This window comes from Desulfoluna sp. CLI2B (assembly GCF_056847375.1).
Map to the genome: position 1 here is coordinate 1,691,534 of NZ_CP186557.1, position 16,153 is coordinate 1,707,686.

The window sequence follows — 16,153 nt, forward strand, 5'->3', positions numbered from 1 at the left end:
ATGGGAAACAACATCTACCTGACAGGGTATCGCTGCACGGGAAAGACCACCGTGGGCAGGATTCTGGCCGAGCGCATGCACCGGCATGTCGTGGATACCGACGGGTTTATCGTCGGCTATGCCGGGGCCAGCGTGGATGAGATTGTAAAACGGGACGGCTGGGAGGGCTTTCGAAAGCTGGAACGGTTTGCCCTAAGGCAGGTGGCCGATGGGGAAAAGGCAGTGGTGGCCACCGGGGGCGGGATTGTTTTAAGCCCTGAAAATCGGCGCCTCATGCGTGAGTCCGGTGTGGTGATCTGGCTCAAGGCCCGGGTCCGCACCCTGGCCCGGCGTATCACCGCCGATGAGGCCACGGCCTCGCAGCGGCCCTCCCTGACCGGAGGGCAGGTGGCCGATGAGATCGCCTCGGTCCTTGCCGAGCGGGAACCCCTGTACCGGGAGGCCGCCCACATCGTCATCGACACCGACGGCATGTCCCCGGACGAGGTGGCCGAAGAGATCCTGCGGCAGGTGAAAGACGCGTAAGGCAAGCATCCGGCGGCGAGGTGTGCCACCTCGAAAGCCGTTAGTATCTATTTTGATTTGTAACTGTTCAGTTGCCTCCGGCGGGTCGCTTTTTCGAAAAAAAGCTCCGCAAAAAACGTTTCTAAGAAAATGTCGGAATTGTTTCGGCGGAGCCTATGAATTATCACTTGAGACCTGTTTATCAAACTTTTTAAAAGTTTGGCCCCCGGCAGGGCCGCCGGATGCTTTTTTGATTTGAATAGCTACTTTGATTTTTGACCCGGGCGATGCCCGACGCGGGTGGGAATCCATTCGCATACCAGGGAGAGAGATATATGGCAGGCAACACCCTTGGCGGTTTGTTTCGCATAACCACATGGGGAGAATCCCATGGAGAGGCCGTGGGCGTGGTCATCGACGGCGCCCCGGCAGGCATTCCCTTTACCGAGGAGCATGTCCAGGCGTGGCTCGATCGGCGAAAGCCCGGAGGGGCCAAGACCAGCACCTCCCGAAAGGAGCCGGACAGGGCGAGGATCCTTTCCGGTGTCTTCGAAGGCAAGACCACGGGCACCCCGGTCTCCATCATGGTGGCCAACAAGGATGCACGGTCAAGTTCCTACGCCGACATCATGGATCTCTACCGACCCGGCCACGGGGACATCACCTACGACGCCAAATACGGAATCCGGGATTACCGGGGCGGTGGACGGGCCTCGGCCCGGGAGACCGTGGGCCGGGTTGCAGCAGCTGCCCTGGCAGGTGAGATCCTGGCCGCCGCAGGGATCTCCGTACGTGCCGCCACCATTGAACTGGGCGGGGTGCGGGCCTTGAAACGCGATTACGGGACCATGGCGGAAAACCCTTACCTCTGTCCCGATGCCGAGGCTGCCGAGGCCATGGACGCCCGGGTGGACGAGGTGAGGCGGAAGGGCGATTCCCTGGGAGGGGTGGTGGAGATCATCGCCGACGGGGTTCCGGCAGGTTTAGGGGAGCCCGTGTTTGAAAAGCTCGATGCAGCCCTGGCCGGGGCCCTCATGGGCATCGGCGCCGTCAAGGGGGTGGAGATCGGAGACGGCTTTGACGCGGCCAGGCTTACGGGCTCTGAAAACAACGATCCCATCACCCCGGACGGGTTTGCCTCCAATCACGCCGGGGGCGTTCTTGCAGGGATCTCCAGCGGGGCGCCTTTGGTGATGCGCGTGGCGGTGAAGCCCATCCCGTCCATTACGCGGGAGCAGGAGACCATCAACACCCGTGGGGAGGCAACCACCATCCGCACACGCGGTCGCCACGATGTGGCAGCCGTTCCCCGGGTGAACGTGGTGTGCGAAGCCATGGTGGCCCTGGTTCTGGTGGATCATTTCTTAAGGCAGAGGGCGGTGTTATGGAACAGGTAACCCTTGGGATTGTCGGCGGCAAGGGGGGGATGGGACGGCTCTTTGACGCCTGGTTTGTGAGGCGGGGTCACCGGGTGCTCCTGGCCGATGTGGACACGACCACCACGGCCGAAGAGCTGACGAGGCGATGTGATCTCATCATGATCGCCACGCCCATGGACGTGGCCCCTGCCGTGGCCGAATCGCTGGGACCACGCATGTCCAGGGAGCAGGGCCTCTTTGACATCTGCTCCCTCAAAGAAGAGATCACCGGTGCCATGCTTTCGGCCACCTCCTGCGAGGTGGTGGGGACCCACCCCATGTTCGGGCCCCATACAGACGGGGTCGTCGGCCAGAATATCATCCTCACCCCGGGGCGAGGGGAGCGGTGGCTAACGTTTCTTGAACGTGAGTTTTCAGCGGGCGGGGCCCAGGTGTCGCGCATGGCCGCCGAAGACCATGACCGGGCCATGGCCCTGGCCCAGGGGCTGACCCACGTGGTGACCATTGCCATGGGACGGACCCTTCAAAAGCTGGGGGTCACCCCGGATGACGCCCAGGCCTATGCCACGCCCATCTTCAAGCTGAAAAACGACCTCATCGGGCGTCTTTTTGCCCAGGACCCGGACCTGTATGCGGCCATGGTGGGAGACAATCCTTACGTGGGCGAGATACTGGCTGTAGGCCTTCGGGGTGCCTGCTGAAAAAGACCGCAGTGGTGTATGGTGGGAGCCGACGGGGAGCTGGACTATATGGCGGAGATCCGGTCCTTTTTAGGTCCCAGTTGCGAGGCGGGCCTTGAGGAATCCAATAAAATCCTGAAGTCCATGGTCTGATGTTGCCGGGGATGTGCAATAGTATTAGAAGGACGTTGACGATGAAAGAGATGTGTGAAGCCTATCTTGAAGCACTTAACGAGGGCAATTTAGATAAAGTCCTGGCCCTGTTTACAGAAAATGCCATGGTCCATTCTCCCCTGTACGGAAAGGTCCCTGCTGCTGATTTTTACAGGGAGTTATTTGCTGACACCCGTCAGTCGGAGACCACACTTTTGCATGTGTTCGACCGTGCGGAACCAGATGACTCCGTGGCCCTGCATTTTCATTACAGGTGGACGCTGCAGGGCGGACGCGTGGTTGAGTTCGAGTGTGTGGATGTATTTGGCATATCCCGGGGCGATGGACGATTTGAGTCGCTGCGAATTATTTATGATACGCATCCGTTGCGGCATGAGCATGCGAATGTTCGTGGCGGAAAAAACAGATAAGGTGGCCACGTCATTGGCGGCACGGTGGTTTTTGCATTGCTGACCCTTTCATGCTCCGGTATGGGGACGTGAACTTGACTCCTGTCGATCCGTATGAAACAGCTGCATTTTTCCTCGTTGTTTTGGGGTGGTGCAGCTGTTTTACGTTGAGGACACAGGGCTTATAAATGGAAGACAATTGAGGAATTGGGTTGATAATGTTACCGTGAGAGGCTAACATAAGTTTGCTTCTATAAACCGCGTTTTGACCTGCTCAACCCACTTTCCATGGAGGACCCATGACCGAGACCACCTATCAGGATAAACCGTGGCTCAGCAGTTACGGGGAGGGTGTTCCCTCTCAGGTGAGCTACGAAGAGATCTTCCTTACCGATTTTCTGGAACGCTCCGTAAGGGAGTTCCCGGACAATCCGGCCCTCAATTTCCAAGGATTCAGGCTCTCCTACCGGGAGACGGATCGGATGGTCAAATCCGTGGCCGCGTGGTTGAAGTCCATAGGCGTTGAGAAGGGTGATCGCGTGGCGATTCTGCTTCCCAACGTTCTTCCCTGTCTTGTTGCCTACTACGCCATCATGCGCGTGGGGGCCATCTGTGTGATGAACAACCCCCTGTACACCGACCGGGAGCTGCTGCACCAGTTCAACGATTCCGGGGCGCGGGTCCTCTTCACCCTGGACCTTCTGGCCGACCGCATGACGGCCTTGCGAAGCAAGACCTCCATCAAGGAGATCGTCTACACCTCCATAGGCGATTACCTTCCCTTTCCCAAGAACCTTCTTTTTCCCCTGGTGGGAAAACGCAAAAAACTGGCTGCGGACGTGGCACCTGCCCCGGACGTGATAAAGTGGAAAGAGATGGTGGCGGCCAACGCCCCCACGGAATTTCGCGAGACGTTGGACCTGGACGATGTGGCCATGTTTCAGTACACCGGGGGGACCACCGGTGCGGCCAAGGGGGTCATGCTTACCCACCGGAACCTCTCGTTTCAGATCCAGCAGGCCAGCGTCTGGTTCTCCGAGTTTGAAAGGGGAGGGGAGTGCTGCATCGCCGCCCTGCCGTGGTTTCATATTTTCGGGCTTACCTGCGCCATGAACTACCCTGTCTCCATGGGGTGGGAGATGGTGATGGTGCCCAAGCCCCAGGGGCCGCAGCTCCTGGAGACCATTCGTAAATTCAGGCCCACCTATGCGCCCCTGGTGCCCACCATGTACATCGGCATGCTGAACGATCCGGCCATCGACCGCACCGATTTAAGTTCCATCAAAGGCTGTTTTTCCGGCAGCGCGCCCCTTCCTTTGGAAGTGACCAAGGAGTTCGAAAGGCGTTCCGGTTCGGTGATCGTGGAGGGCTTCGGCATGACCGAGTCCAGCCCGGTGACCCACATGAACCCCTTCAGCGGCGGCAAACGGAAGGTGGGCAGTGTCGGCATTCCGGCACCGGACACCGAAGCCCGGGTGGTGGACCTTGCCGATGGAGAGACCGACATGCCCGTTGGCGAGATTGGTGAGCTGTTCGTGCGGGGGCCCCAGGTGATGAAGGGCTACCACAACCGCCCCGACGCCACGGCCGAGTCCCTCACCGACGGCTGGCTGCACACCGGCGACATCGCCCGCATGGACGAGGAAGGGTATTTTTTTATTGTGGACCGAAAAAAAGACATGATCCTCTCCGGCGGCTACAACGTCTACCCCAGGGACATCGACGAGGTCCTCTACGAACATCCCAAGGTGCAGGAAGCCTGTTCCATCGGGATTCCCCACAATCATCGGGGGGAGGCCGTGAAAGCCTTTGTGGTGCTCAAGGCAGGGGAGACCGCCACCGAGCAGGAGATGATCGAATTTTGCAGCGACAAGCTGGCCAAGTACAAATGGCCGGTGTCCGTGGAGTTCCGGGACTCTCTTCCCAAGTCCACGGTGGGCAAGATTCTGAGGAAGGATCTCCGGGAGGAAGAGGTGGCCAAAAGTGCTGAGGCAAAGGGAGCTTGATCCATTTTTCTCGCTGGTAACGCCGGTGATCCTGAAAGGGATCCATCAGGTTTCATGGGGCGTTAGGGGTCGTGAAAAATGTTTAATAAAAATAACTTGATAATGTGAATCCACAGATCGAATCCTGTTGACAGCGCTTCGCCACTCCCTTAATTCATACGCCTTGCGATGATGATTTTAACCCCAAGTGAGAAGAGTGGAGGACAGGGCGTGACCAGCAAGGTGACTTACCAGGGCAAACCGTGGTTGAGCAGCTACGAGACAGGCGTTCCCGAATTCATTGATTTTGAAGATATCTTTATTGCTGACTTTCTGGAACGCTCGGTGCGAAGGTTTCCGGACAACACCGCGTTGATCTTCCAGGGATTCAAGGTCTCGTACCGTGAACTCGACACCATGGTGCGGTCCATGGTGGCCTGCCTCCGGGGCATGGGGGTTAAAAAAGGGGACAGCGTGGCGATTCTTCTGCCCAACGTGATCCCCTGTGTGGTGGCCTATTATGCCATCATGCGCCTGGGGGCCGTGGCCGTCATGAACAACCCGTTGTACACGGATCGGGAGCTGACCCATCAGTTCAACGATTCCGGGGCCGTGCTCCTCATCACCCTGGACCTGCTGGTCGACCGCATGGTCTCCCTGCGGGAGCACACCGGCATCAAAAAGATCCTCTACACCTCCATTGGCGACTACCTGCCGTTTCCCAAAAATATTCTCTTTCCCCTGGTGGGCAAGCGAAAGAAGATGGCTGCCTCCGTTGCCCCGGCCCCGGATGTGTACCGGTGGAAAGAGGTGCTGGCCACCCATGCACCGTCTGATTTCCGTGAAGAACTCCATCTGGACGACGTGGCCATGTACCAGTACACCGGAGGCACCACCGGTGTTTCCAAAGGAGTCATGCTGACCCACCGGAACCTGAGTTATCAGGTACAGCAGCTCACCTCATGGTTTCGCGGGCTGACCCACGGGGAAGAGGTCTTTATCGGCGGGCTTCCCCTGTTCCATATCTTCGGGTTGACCACCTCCCTGAACTTTCCCGTGGCCATGGGAGCGGGTATTGTTCTGGTTCCCAAGCCCCAGGGAGCCCAGCTCCTCGAAGCCATTCGAAGGTTTCGTCCCACCTTTTCCCCTCTGGTTCCCACCATGTACATCAGCATGATGCATGATCCGGCCATTGAGAAGACCGATCTTTCCTGCATCAAGGGCCTTTTCTCCGGCAGTGCCCCCCTTCCCGTGGAGGTGATCCGTGAGTTTGAGATGCGCTCAGGGGCTGTCATCGCCGAAGGCTTCGGCATGACCGAGTCCAGCCCGGTGACCCATATCAATCCCTTTGACGGCGGACCCCGGAAAGCCGGCAGCATCGGGATTCCCATCAGCAACACCGACGCCCGTATCGTGGACCTTGCCGACGGAGTTACCGACGTACCGGTGGGGCAGGTTGGAGAACTTGTCATCCGGGGGCCCCAGGTGATGAAAGGGTATCTGAACAACTCTGAGGCCACCGCCGAGGCGCTGGCAGGGGACTGGCTCCACACAGGCGACATCGCCAGGATGGACGAGGACGGCTACTTCTCCATCGTGGACCGCAAGAAAGACATGATCATCTCCGGCGGCTACAATGTCTACCCCCGGGATATCGACGAGGTACTCTACGAACACCCCAAGGTTCAGGACGCCTGCTCCATCGGGGTTCCCCACGCCCACCGGGGAGAGGCCGTGAAGGCCTTTGTGGTGCTCAAAGAGGGGGAGACTGCCACCGAAAAGGAGCTGATCGATTTTTGCAGCGGCAAGCTGGCCAAGTACAAGTGGCCCGTGGCCGTGGAATTTCGTGACGAACTCCCCAGGTCCACGGTGGGGAAAATCCTGCGAAAAGACCTTCGCCAGGAGGTTATGGGCCAGGCACCATCAGCCGGGGGAAATTGATCTTTGCCGAGGGGCGAACCCATGGCCGCGACGAAGAAAATGCCTTGTTTAATCGGGTGTTAATGCGCGTAAAAGATGTTTAATAAAAATAACTTGATAATGTGAACCGCCAGGTTCGAATCCTGTTGACAGCGCATCGTCACTCCCTTAATTCATACACTCTGAGAAATGAGTTTCAACGCCAGTATGAAAATCAGATGGAGGACAGACGCGTGACCGATAAAGTGACTTACCAGAGCAAGCCGTGGCTGAGCAGCTACGAAGCAGGGGTTCCGGAGTTTCTTGATTTTGAAAAGCTTTTTATTTCGGACTTCCTGGACCGTTCGGTCCAGTGATTCCCTGAAAACACCGCATTGAACTTTCAGGGGTACAAGGTCTCGTACCGGGAGCTGGACCGCATGGTGCGCTCCATGGTGGCCTGCTTTCAGGCCATGGGGGTCAAGAAAGGGGACAGCGTTGCCATCCTCCTGCCCAACATGATTCCCTGCGTGGTGGCCTATTACGCCATCATGCGCATGGGGGCCGTGGCCGTCATGAACAACCCCCTGTATACCGATCGGGAGCTGAGCCATCAGTTTAACGATTCCGGTGCCGTGCTGCTCATCACCCTGGATCTGCTCGCGGACCGCATGGTGGCCCTGCGAAGCAAGACAGGCATCAAAAAAATCATTTACACCTCCATCGGCGATTACCTCCCCTTCCCGAAAAACCTGCTTTTTCCCCTGGTGGGCAAGCGCAAAAAAATGGCCGCTTCCGTTGCCCCGGCACCTGATCTCTACAAATGGAAGGAGATGGTCGCCTCCCACGCACCGTCAGATTTTCGCGCGGAACTGGACTGGGACGATGTGGCCATGTACCAGTACACCGGGGGGACCACTGGTGTCTCCAAAGGGGTGATGCTTACCCACCGGAACCTGAGCTGTCAGGCCCAGCAGGCCACGGCATGGTTCCCGGGGCTGAAAGAGGGGGAAGAGAGCTTTGTGGGGGCCCTTCCGTTTTTCCATATCTTCGGCCTCACCACGGCCATGAACCTGCCGGTCTCCATGGGATGGAGCATTGTTCTGGTGCCCAAGCCCCAGGGCCCCCAGCTTTTGGAGGCGATTCAGAAGTATCGCCCCACCTTTGCGCCCCTGGTGCCCACCATGTACATCAGCATGGTCCATGACCCCGCCATTGAGAAGACCGATCTCTCCTGCCTTAAAGGCTGTTTTTCCGGCAGCGCGCCCCTGCCCGTAGAGGTGATCCGCGAGTTTGAGAAGCGGTCCGGCTCGGTGATCGCCGAAGGCTTCGGCATGACCGAATCCTCGCCGGTGACCCACGTCAACCCCTTCCACGGAGGTCCCCGGAAAGTGGGCAGCATCGGGGTGCCCATCAGCAACACCGAAGCCCGTATCGTGGATATTGCCGACGGGGTGACCGAGGTGCCCCAGGGAGAGATCGGAGAGCTCGTTGTCCGTGGTCCCCAGGTGATGAAGGGCTACCTGAACCGTCCGGATGCCACCGCCGAGACCCTGTGTGACGGCTGGCTCCACACCGGAGATATCGCCAGGATGGACGAAGACGGCTATTTCTACATTGTGGACCGCAAAAAGGACATGATCATCTCCGGGGGCTACAATGTCTACCCCAGGGACATCGACGAGGTGCTCTACGAGAACCCCAAGGTTCAGGAAGCGTGCACCATCGGCATTCCCCATGCCCATCGGGGGGAGGCTGCCAAGGCCTTTGTTGTCCTTAAGGAGGGGGAGACCGCAACGGAAAAGGAACTCATCGACTACTGCGCGGGCAAGCTTGCCAAGTACAAGTGGCCCGTGGCCGTTGCCTTCCGATCGGACCTGCCCAAGTCCACGGTGGGAAAAATCCTGCGCAAGGACCTGAGAGACGAAGAGATGGCCAAGAAAACGGATTCTGAACGTTAACGGATGCACCTCAGGGGGCCTGTCTGTGCGGATGGGGCGTGAAACCGGTCTGTTGTGTACGGTGCCATGTCTGCGGAGGCGGTTGGCTGGCTGCGCGCCTTTGGCGGGGCGCAGTGGGCGTCCGGTGAAATGGTAGGCAAGGGGGGCGTGAAAACGCCTCCCTTTTTTGTTCTTTTAAGGCTTTCAACGCATCTGAATACAGGGTGTAAAATGACTTTTTTGTTTTGAAAATTAAGGGATTCGAGAAGGCCCGAAAACGAAAATACCTTGCAAAATAAGGCCTGATCGTATATTTCCCATACGTTTCAGATTAAACCACTACACCTTAAGGAGAATGTTATGAAGAGAGCGGTTGTTTTCCTGATTTGTCTGTTTGCCATGTCGACCATGGCCTTTGCAGGAGACGGGTCCCTGGATCGTGTCAAGAAAGAAGGCAAGCTTGTGCTCGGCCTGGATGACTCGTTCCCTCCCATGGGATACAAAATTGCCGACGGCACCATTGTCGGGTTTGACATCGACGCCGCCAACGAGGTCTGCAAGCGTCTCGGCATCGAGCTGGCTCTGCAGCCCACAGCATGGAAAGGTGTGATCAACTCCCTGTATGCAGGCAAGTTCGACTGCATCTGGAACGGCATGACCATCACCAAGGAGCGTGTCGCCCGGGTCAACTTCACCAAGCCTTACATCCTCGACGGCCAGGTTGTGGTGGTTCGTTTCACTGAAAAACGCTTTACCGATTACAAAGACCTCGGCGGCATGGTCGTCGGCTGCCAGGAAGGCTCCCCTGCGGTTACCGCAGCCAAGAAGCTTCCCAACGCCCCCAAGGCCATCAACGAGTACGAAGACAACCCCAAGGCCCTGCTGGACCTCAAAGCCGGTCGTCTTGACGCCGTTGTCATCGACAACGTCACCGGCCGCGACGCCATCGCCAAGCAGGTGGGTTCCTTCAAGACTCTTCCCGGTTTTATCAGCAAAGAGCCCTTTGGCGTAGCCTTCCGTAAAGAGGACAATGCCCTTCGCGCTGCTGTCCAGAAAACCCTCGACGAAATGGTCGCTGACGGCACCATGGCCAAGATTTCCGAAAAATGGTTTGGCGAGGACATCACCGACCCCACCAAGTGGTAGTGGATACCCGACCATAGTCAGATCCCGGGGAGAGGGCGGCGATGCCGTCCTCTCCTGTTTGGTGGGAACGGCACCACCATGGGGGCTCTGTGTAGATTGATGCCGTTTTTCCACGTTACAGCCGTCCAACGAAGGCGAGACATATCCATGAAACCCACGATACGCAGAGGCTTTCTGCTTTTCATATGGCTGGTTCTGCTGGCCCTGCCGACTGCGGCCCTTGCCGCAGGCGACATCAACCCGGACAAGGTGTTCAGGGAGGCAAGCAACCTCATTGCCTCCGGTGACTACCAGACTGCCCTGGAGGTGCTGGATCGGATCCCGGCCCCGGAGGGCCCCGACAACGCCGGGGATTTTGTCAAGAGCCGCATCCAGAAGGCTCAACTCTACCATGCCCTCGGCATGGCGGATGATGCGGAGGCATCCTGCAAGGAGGTGCTGGCCCTATTCCCTGATCACGTGGAAGCCACCAACATGCTGGCCTCCCTTGCCAAGGCCAAAAAGCCCAAGTGGGTTCTTTTCATCGACGACATGAGGATGTTTCTGCCGTCCCTGATCCAGGGGGCGGGCATCACCCTGTTCCTTGTGCTCATCACCATGGTTATTTCGCCTTTGGGAGGGCTTCTCATCGCCCTGGGACGCATCAGCGGCGTGCCGCCCATTCGGTGGGTCTGCTGGTTTATCATCTGGTTTTTCCGGGGAACACCGCTTCTCCTCCAGCTCTTTTTCATCTACTACGGGCTGCCGTCCCTGGGGATAACGCTCTCCCCGACCACCTCGGCCATCATCGGCCTGGGGGTCAACTACTCGGCCTACCTGGCCGAGATTATCCGCGCGGGCATCGAAAGCATCGACGGCGGCCAGATGGAGGCGGCCAAGGCCATCGGCATGACCTATACCCAGGCCATGCGGCGGGTCATCGTTCCCCAGACCTACAAGCGCCTCATGCCCCCTGTGGGCAACGAATTCATCGCCCTGATCAAGGACACCGCCCTGGTCTCCACCATCGCCATGGTGGAGCTGATGCGCTCTGCAAACCAGATGTTCAATACCTATTTCAACGTGAACGTGCTGATTATTGCGGCGATGATCTACCTGCTTTTTACCACCGTGTTCACGGTGACCTTCGAGAAAATTGAAAAACGAGTCGGAGCTTATGAAAACAGATAACCAATCAAACCCGACCCCGGCGGATGCGCCCATCATCAGCCTGTCGAAGATCACCAAGCGATTTGGAAAGACAACGGCCGTGGACGCCGTGGACCTGTCCGTCATGCCCGGGGAGAAGGTGGTGATCATCGGGCCGTCGGGATCCGGTAAGTCCACCCTGCTTCGGTCGGTGAATATTCTGGAAGAGATCGACGACGGGGATATTGTCTTTGAGGGCCGCTCTGTGGGCTACGTGGAGAAGAAGGGCAAGCGGGTCCTGGACACCCAGAAGAACATCTGTGCCTTAAGGGCCGAGATCGGCATGGTGTTTCAGCATTTTCATCTGTTTCCCCACATGACCGTCCTTGAAAACATCATGGAAGGGCCCGTAACGGTCCAGGGCAAGAGCCGTGAAGAGGCGCACATCCTGGCCGAGGACATGCTGGAGAAGGTGGGCCTGTCCGAGAAGTCCGGGGTCTACCCGGGCGACCCTCTCCGGGGGGCAGAAGCAGCGAGTGGCCATTGCCCGCGCCCTGGCCATGAAGCCCAAGATCATGCTCTTTGACGAACCCACCAGCGCCCTGGACCCCGAGCTTGTGGGGGAGGTGTTCAACACCATCAAGGGTCTGGCCGATGAAGGCATGACCATGATCATCGTTACCCACCAGATGGGCTTTGCCCGTGAGATCGCCGATCGTGTGATCTTCATGGAAAAAGGACAGTTTGTCACCGAGGCGCCTCCCGATGAGTTTTTCGGGGCCTGCATGACCCACTCCCGTGTGGCGAGCTTTGTGGACTCCATTCTATAAAGCATTCGCAGAGATATTTCGTTTACTGAAAACCCCGTCGCTTTTTTTAAAGCGGCGGGGTTTTTTTGTGGCAGCCGGAGAAGCCCGGAAAAAACAGGCAGGGCGTTTTTCAGAAGGGGTTCCGGGTCTATTTGCAGTTCAAATGCCCGCATTGCGAGTTTACAGATGCAAAAGGGTTGTGCAGACGCAGCGATCTGGTTGAAATCAAGAGTGCCTACTTTTTTATTAGAAAAACGGGATCCATAAGACTTGGTATGGCAAATCTCAGCAAAGCCCACTCCCGTCAATCCATTTTACGGTCCCGCTGAATCGTTGCATCATTTCCTTACGCAGACAACCGATGCTTATTCGTGAAAGGAGCCTGACCATGGAAAACGATGAGCCTATTACTCCTGAAGTCGTATCCGAAAACGAGGATGACCAGACCTCCAGCCTTGCCATTCCTCACCAGATCATGCCCGACAACCTGGTGGTCCTGCCGGTGACTGGACGGCCCTTCCTGCCGTTTCAGGCCCAGCCCCTTATCATCAATCAGGAAAAGTGGCAGCCCACCATTGAAAAAGCCATCAACGACAGCAACGGGCTGGTGGGGCTTGTCCTGGTAAGGCCCGATGCCGGAGAGGTCTTGGGCCCCGACAGTTTTTTCCGCATGGGGTGCGTGGCGCAGATTCACAACGTCATGGCCGACGGAGAAAAGCTCCAGGTGGTGGCCCAGGGCGTCCGGCGATTTGCCATTGAAGACTTCTTATCCAAAGAGGCCCCGTTCCATGTCCGGGTCACGTACCCCGTGGAGATCAAGGGGGACACGGAAAAACTCAGGGCCTACTCGGTTGCGGTGATCAAGGGCATCCGGGAGATCATCCCCCTGAACCCCCTGTACGGGGAGGAGGTCAAGTCTTCACCATCCGGCTCCAGCCCCAACGCGGCCCTCCCTGGCCGATTTCGGGGCGTCCATCACCACGGCGCCGGGAAAGGAGATCCAGGATATCCTGGAGACCACGTCCCTGATGGACCGCATGAAAAAGGTGCTGGTCCTTTTGAAAAAAGAGCATGAGGCGTTAAAGCTCCAGAGTGAGATCAGCCAGGAGGTGAACAAGAGCCTCAACGAGAATCAGCGCAAATTTTTCCTGCGGGAGCAGCTGAAGGTGATTCAGGAGGAGCTGGGCATCGCCAAGGACGATCGCACGGCTGACATCGACCAGTTCCGGGAGCGCCTGGAAAAGCTGGACCCGCCGGAGCACGTGCTGGAGCGGGTGGAGAGCGAAATCGACAAGATGCAGGTCCTTGAAAAAGGGTCGCCGGAGTATGCGGTATGCCGCAACTACCTTGACTGGATCACCTCCGTGCCCTGGGGGGTCTCTTCCGAAGACAAGCTGGACATCAAGGCCGCACGGAAAATCCTCGACCGCGATCACTCCGGTCTCGGCGATGTCAAGGATCGCATCATCGAGTTTCTGGCCGTGGGCGTCTACAAAAAACAGGTTTCGGGCTCCATTATGCTTCTGGTGGGTCCCCCGGGGGTGGGCAAGACCTCCATCGGTAAGTCCATTGCAGAGGCCCTGGGACGGAAATTTTACCGCTTCAGCGTCGGTGGCATGCGCGACGAGGCCGAGATCAAGGGCCACCGGCGGACCTACATCGGCGCCCTGCCGGGCAAATTCGTGCATGCGCTCAAGGAGACCGGTGTCTCCAACCCGGTGATCATGCTCGATGAGATCGACAAGGTGGGCGCCTCTTACCAGGGGGACCCGGCCTCGGCCCTTCTGGAGGCCCTGGACCCGGAACAGAACAGCGAGTTCCTCGACCACTACTTCGATCTGAGGCTGGATCTGTCCAAGGTGCTGTTCATCTGCACGGCCAACCAACTGGACACCATTCCCCAGCCCCTTTTGGACCGCATGGACATGACAAGGCTCTCGGGCTACATCACCGCCGAAAAGGTGGAGATCGCCCGCAAGCACCTCTGGCCGCGCCTCATGGAGCGAAGCGGGATTCCCAAAAAACAGCTGAAAATCACCGATGCGGCCATTCGAAACATTGCCGACGGATACGCCCGGGAGGCAGGGGTCAGGAACCTGGAAAAGCAGATGAACCGTATTGTCCGCAAGGCAGTTGTGGGATTCCTGTCAAACGGGGACAAGCCGATATCCGTGGGGGTCAAGGACATCCCCGAGTATCTGGGGCCCCCCATTTTCAGGAAAGAAAGTCCAGCCGGACTGGGTGTATCGTCGGGATGGGCCTCGCCGGAGTACCATGGAGGGGCCGCCGTCGGCGGCAACGACCAAGATCCACGATCTCGCCAAGGGGTTCAAACAGACCGGACAGCTTGGTGATGTCATGAGGGAGTCGGCGGAACTCGCCTACAGCTTTGTCTCCTCCCACATTGAGAACTTTGGTGTGGACAAGGCCTATTTTGATACGGCCTTTGTGCACCTCCATGTGCCGGAAGGGGCCACGCCCAAGGACGGCCCCAGCGCCGGTGTCACCATGACCACCGCACTGATCTCCCTTGCCACGGGACGCAAGATCGACCGCCCCCTGGCCATGACAGGGGAGATCACCCTTACGGGAAAAGTCCTTCCCGTGGGGGGCATCCGTGAAAAGGTCATTGCCGCGCGTCGTATCGGGATCCGGGAGCTGGTCCTGCCCGACGACAACCGGCGGGACGTGGACGAGCTGCCCGATTACATCTGCTCGGGCATGACCTTTCACTTTGCCAAGGCTTACCGGGATGTCTTCAAGGTGGTGTTCGGCCGGGCAACATAAGTAGGGTGTGCCCTGGGGCCCGGGGTGAGGCGCTTTTCCCCGGGTCCCGGTGGCATGGCTTTCCTTAACCACGAGAATGGAGGGGCGACCGGTGAATGAGGCGGTGACGCAATTTGCTTCTGCAGAGAGGCTGGGGCCTTTGGAGATCAGGTCCCAGAGCGAGCTTTTCACCAGTTTTGAGATGCGTGAATTGTCCGAAGCCCTTCCCGTGGTGTTTCTGGTTCTCAACCGCTGCCGGCAGATCGTCTGTGCCAACCAACGGTTTGTCGAGGTCGTGGGGCTTACGGAGCCGGAACAGGTGTACGGAAAGCGGCCCGGGGAGGCCCTGGGCTGCGTCAACGCCCTCTCTTCGGGCGCTGGCTGCGGCACCACCGAGTTTTGCAGTGTCTGCGGTGCCGTCAAGTCGATCCTGGCGTCCCAGAACGAACAGCCGTCGGTGATGGAGTGCGTCATCACGGCCCAGGGGGGCGAGGTGCTGGAGCTGCGGGTCCGGACCTCACCCATCTGGCGGGACGGGGAGCTGTTTACCGTTTTTTCTGCCGTGGACATCTCCGACGAGAACCGGAGGAAAAGCCTGGAACGCACCTTTTTCCATGATATCTCCAACACGGCGGCGGCCATCTCCGGCACGGCGGAGTTGCTCATGGAGAACTCCGGCCCCGGAGGGGAGACCGAGGAGATGGAGACGGTGTTTTACGCCTCCCAGTGGCTCCTGGATGAGATCCGTTCCCACAAAAAACTCCTGGAGGCCGAAGCCGGAGAGCTTCAGCCCCAGCTCATGCCAGTCTCCGCCCTGGAGACCCTCAGGCAGTGCCTGGGCCTCTACACCCGCAACAAGTCCACCCACTCCCGCAGCCTGGTTCTCTCTCCCCAGGCACGGGATGCCGTGGTTGAGACCGACCCGGTCCTTCTGCGGCGCATCCTCATCAACATGTTCAAGAACGCCCTGGAAGCGACCCCCGAAGGGGGACGGGTGGATGCCGGCTGCTCCCCATGGGGCGACGCCGTTCATTTTTCCGTGTCCAACCCCGGCTATATTCCCCGTGAGGTGCAGCTCGGTATTTTTCAGCGCTCCTTTTCCACCAAGGGCCGCGGCCGCGGGGTGGGGACCTACTCCATGAAACTCTTTGCCGAGCGATACCTCGGGGGTACCGTCAGTTTTACCTCTTCGCCGGATTCCGGCACCACCTTTTCCCTTTTTCTCCCCTGTCGCGACGCGTCGTGACGAATGCCTTGATTCTTCAGGCGCATGGTGTATGATTCCTTTAGCCTTTAGCCTTTAGCCTTTAGCCTTTAGCCTATGGATGGCTGGACCGGTGTGGTTTGTCCGGGT

At 58.4% G+C, this 16,153-nt stretch carries 16 protein-coding genes and 1 pseudogene; all 17 read left to right on the plus strand.

Annotated elements, in window-relative coordinates:
• The 17 genes and pseudogenes from aroL to ACOYW2_RS08290 all read left to right on the plus strand — a co-directional run bounded on the left by aroL (nt 1) and on the right by ACOYW2_RS08290 (nt 16,045).
• Nucleotides 1–525: a shikimate kinase AroL gene (gene aroL, locus ACOYW2_RS08210; RefSeq protein WP_482770078.1), complete on the plus strand. Its 525-nt coding sequence runs from the start codon at nt 1–3 to the stop codon at nt 523–525.
• Nucleotides 526–839: 314 nt separating this feature from the next.
• Nucleotides 840–1,901 carry a chorismate synthase gene (gene aroC / locus ACOYW2_RS08215; RefSeq protein ID WP_482770079.1) on the plus strand — a complete coding sequence of 354 codons (1,062 nt, stop codon included), beginning with the start codon at nt 840–842 and terminating at the stop codon, nt 1,899–1,901.
• A complete protein-coding gene (locus tag ACOYW2_RS08220) occupies nt 1,889–2,584 on the plus strand; it encodes a prephenate dehydrogenase/arogenate dehydrogenase family protein (RefSeq protein ID WP_482770080.1) in 696 nt (231 codons plus the stop codon). The genes aroC and ACOYW2_RS08220 overlap by 13 nt, the downstream gene beginning before the upstream one ends.
• A 173-nt stretch (nt 2,585–2,757) precedes the next feature.
• Nucleotides 2,758–3,147 (plus strand): nuclear transport factor 2 family protein, encoded by a 390-nt coding sequence (locus tag ACOYW2_RS08225; RefSeq protein ID WP_482770081.1) that lies wholly within the window; start codon nt 2,758–2,760, stop codon nt 3,145–3,147.
• Between the two features lie 278 nt (nt 3,148–3,425).
• A complete protein-coding gene (locus ACOYW2_RS08230; protein WP_482770082.1) occupies nt 3,426–5,132 on the plus strand; it encodes a long-chain-fatty-acid--CoA ligase in 1,707 nt (568 codons plus the stop codon).
• A 210-nt stretch (nt 5,133–5,342) separates the two neighbouring features.
• Complete coding sequence (locus tag ACOYW2_RS08235; protein ID WP_482770083.1) at nt 5,343–7,052, plus strand: long-chain-fatty-acid--CoA ligase; 1,710 nt, start codon at nt 5,343–5,345, stop codon at nt 7,050–7,052.
• Nucleotides 7,053–7,264: 212 nt separating this feature from the next.
• The gene (locus ACOYW2_RS08240; protein ID WP_482422499.1) at nt 7,265–7,387 is read left to right on the plus strand and encodes a hypothetical protein; all 123 of its coding nucleotides are present in this window, start codon (nt 7,265–7,267) and stop codon (nt 7,385–7,387) included.
• Nucleotides 7,388–7,402: 15 nt separating this feature from the next.
• Nucleotides 7,403–8,524: pseudogene (locus tag ACOYW2_RS08245) on the plus strand (AMP-binding protein); the annotation flags it as partial.
• 123 nt (nt 8,525–8,647) lie between these two features.
• A complete protein-coding gene (locus ACOYW2_RS08250; protein ID WP_482771003.1) occupies nt 8,648–8,971 on the plus strand; it encodes an AMP-binding enzyme in 324 nt (107 codons plus the stop codon).
• 339 nt (nt 8,972–9,310) lie between these two features.
• Nucleotides 9,311–10,096: an amino acid ABC transporter substrate-binding protein gene (locus ACOYW2_RS08255; RefSeq protein WP_180141006.1), complete on the plus strand. Its 786-nt coding sequence runs from the start codon at nt 9,311–9,313 to the stop codon at nt 10,094–10,096.
• Nucleotides 10,097–10,243: 147 nt separating this feature from the next.
• Entirely contained in the window at nt 10,244–11,266 is a 1,023-nt protein-coding gene (locus tag ACOYW2_RS08260; protein ID WP_180141008.1) for an ABC transporter permease subunit, read from the plus strand.
• Entirely contained in the window at nt 11,253–11,810 is a 558-nt protein-coding gene (locus tag ACOYW2_RS08265; RefSeq protein ID WP_482770084.1) for an ATP-binding cassette domain-containing protein, read from the plus strand. The genes ACOYW2_RS08260 and ACOYW2_RS08265 overlap by 14 nt, the downstream gene beginning before the upstream one ends.
• A complete protein-coding gene (locus tag ACOYW2_RS08270; protein ID WP_482422502.1) occupies nt 11,761–12,054 on the plus strand; it encodes an ATP-binding cassette domain-containing protein in 294 nt (97 codons plus the stop codon). Before ACOYW2_RS08265 ends, ACOYW2_RS08270 begins: the two co-directional genes overlap by 50 nt.
• Before the next feature lie 367 nt (nt 12,055–12,421).
• Nucleotides 12,422–13,108, plus strand: coding sequence for an LON peptidase substrate-binding domain-containing protein (locus ACOYW2_RS08275; protein ID WP_482770085.1), 687 nt, complete (start codon nt 12,422–12,424; stop codon nt 13,106–13,108).
• Nucleotides 13,041–14,387, plus strand: a complete 1,347-nt coding sequence (locus tag ACOYW2_RS08280; protein WP_482771004.1) for an AAA family ATPase — start codon at nt 13,041–13,043, stop codon at nt 14,385–14,387. Before ACOYW2_RS08275 ends, ACOYW2_RS08280 begins: the two co-directional genes overlap by 68 nt.
• Nucleotides 14,388–14,391: 4 nt before the next feature.
• Nucleotides 14,392–14,820 (plus strand): S16 family serine protease, encoded by a 429-nt coding sequence (locus tag ACOYW2_RS08285; protein ID WP_482422504.1) that lies wholly within the window; start codon nt 14,392–14,394, stop codon nt 14,818–14,820.
• A 103-nt stretch (nt 14,821–14,923) separates the two neighbouring features.
• Nucleotides 14,924–16,045, plus strand: coding sequence for a sensor histidine kinase (locus ACOYW2_RS08290; RefSeq protein ID WP_482770086.1), 1,122 nt, complete (start codon nt 14,924–14,926; stop codon nt 16,043–16,045).
• Nucleotides 16,046–16,153 lie beyond the last annotated feature (108 nt).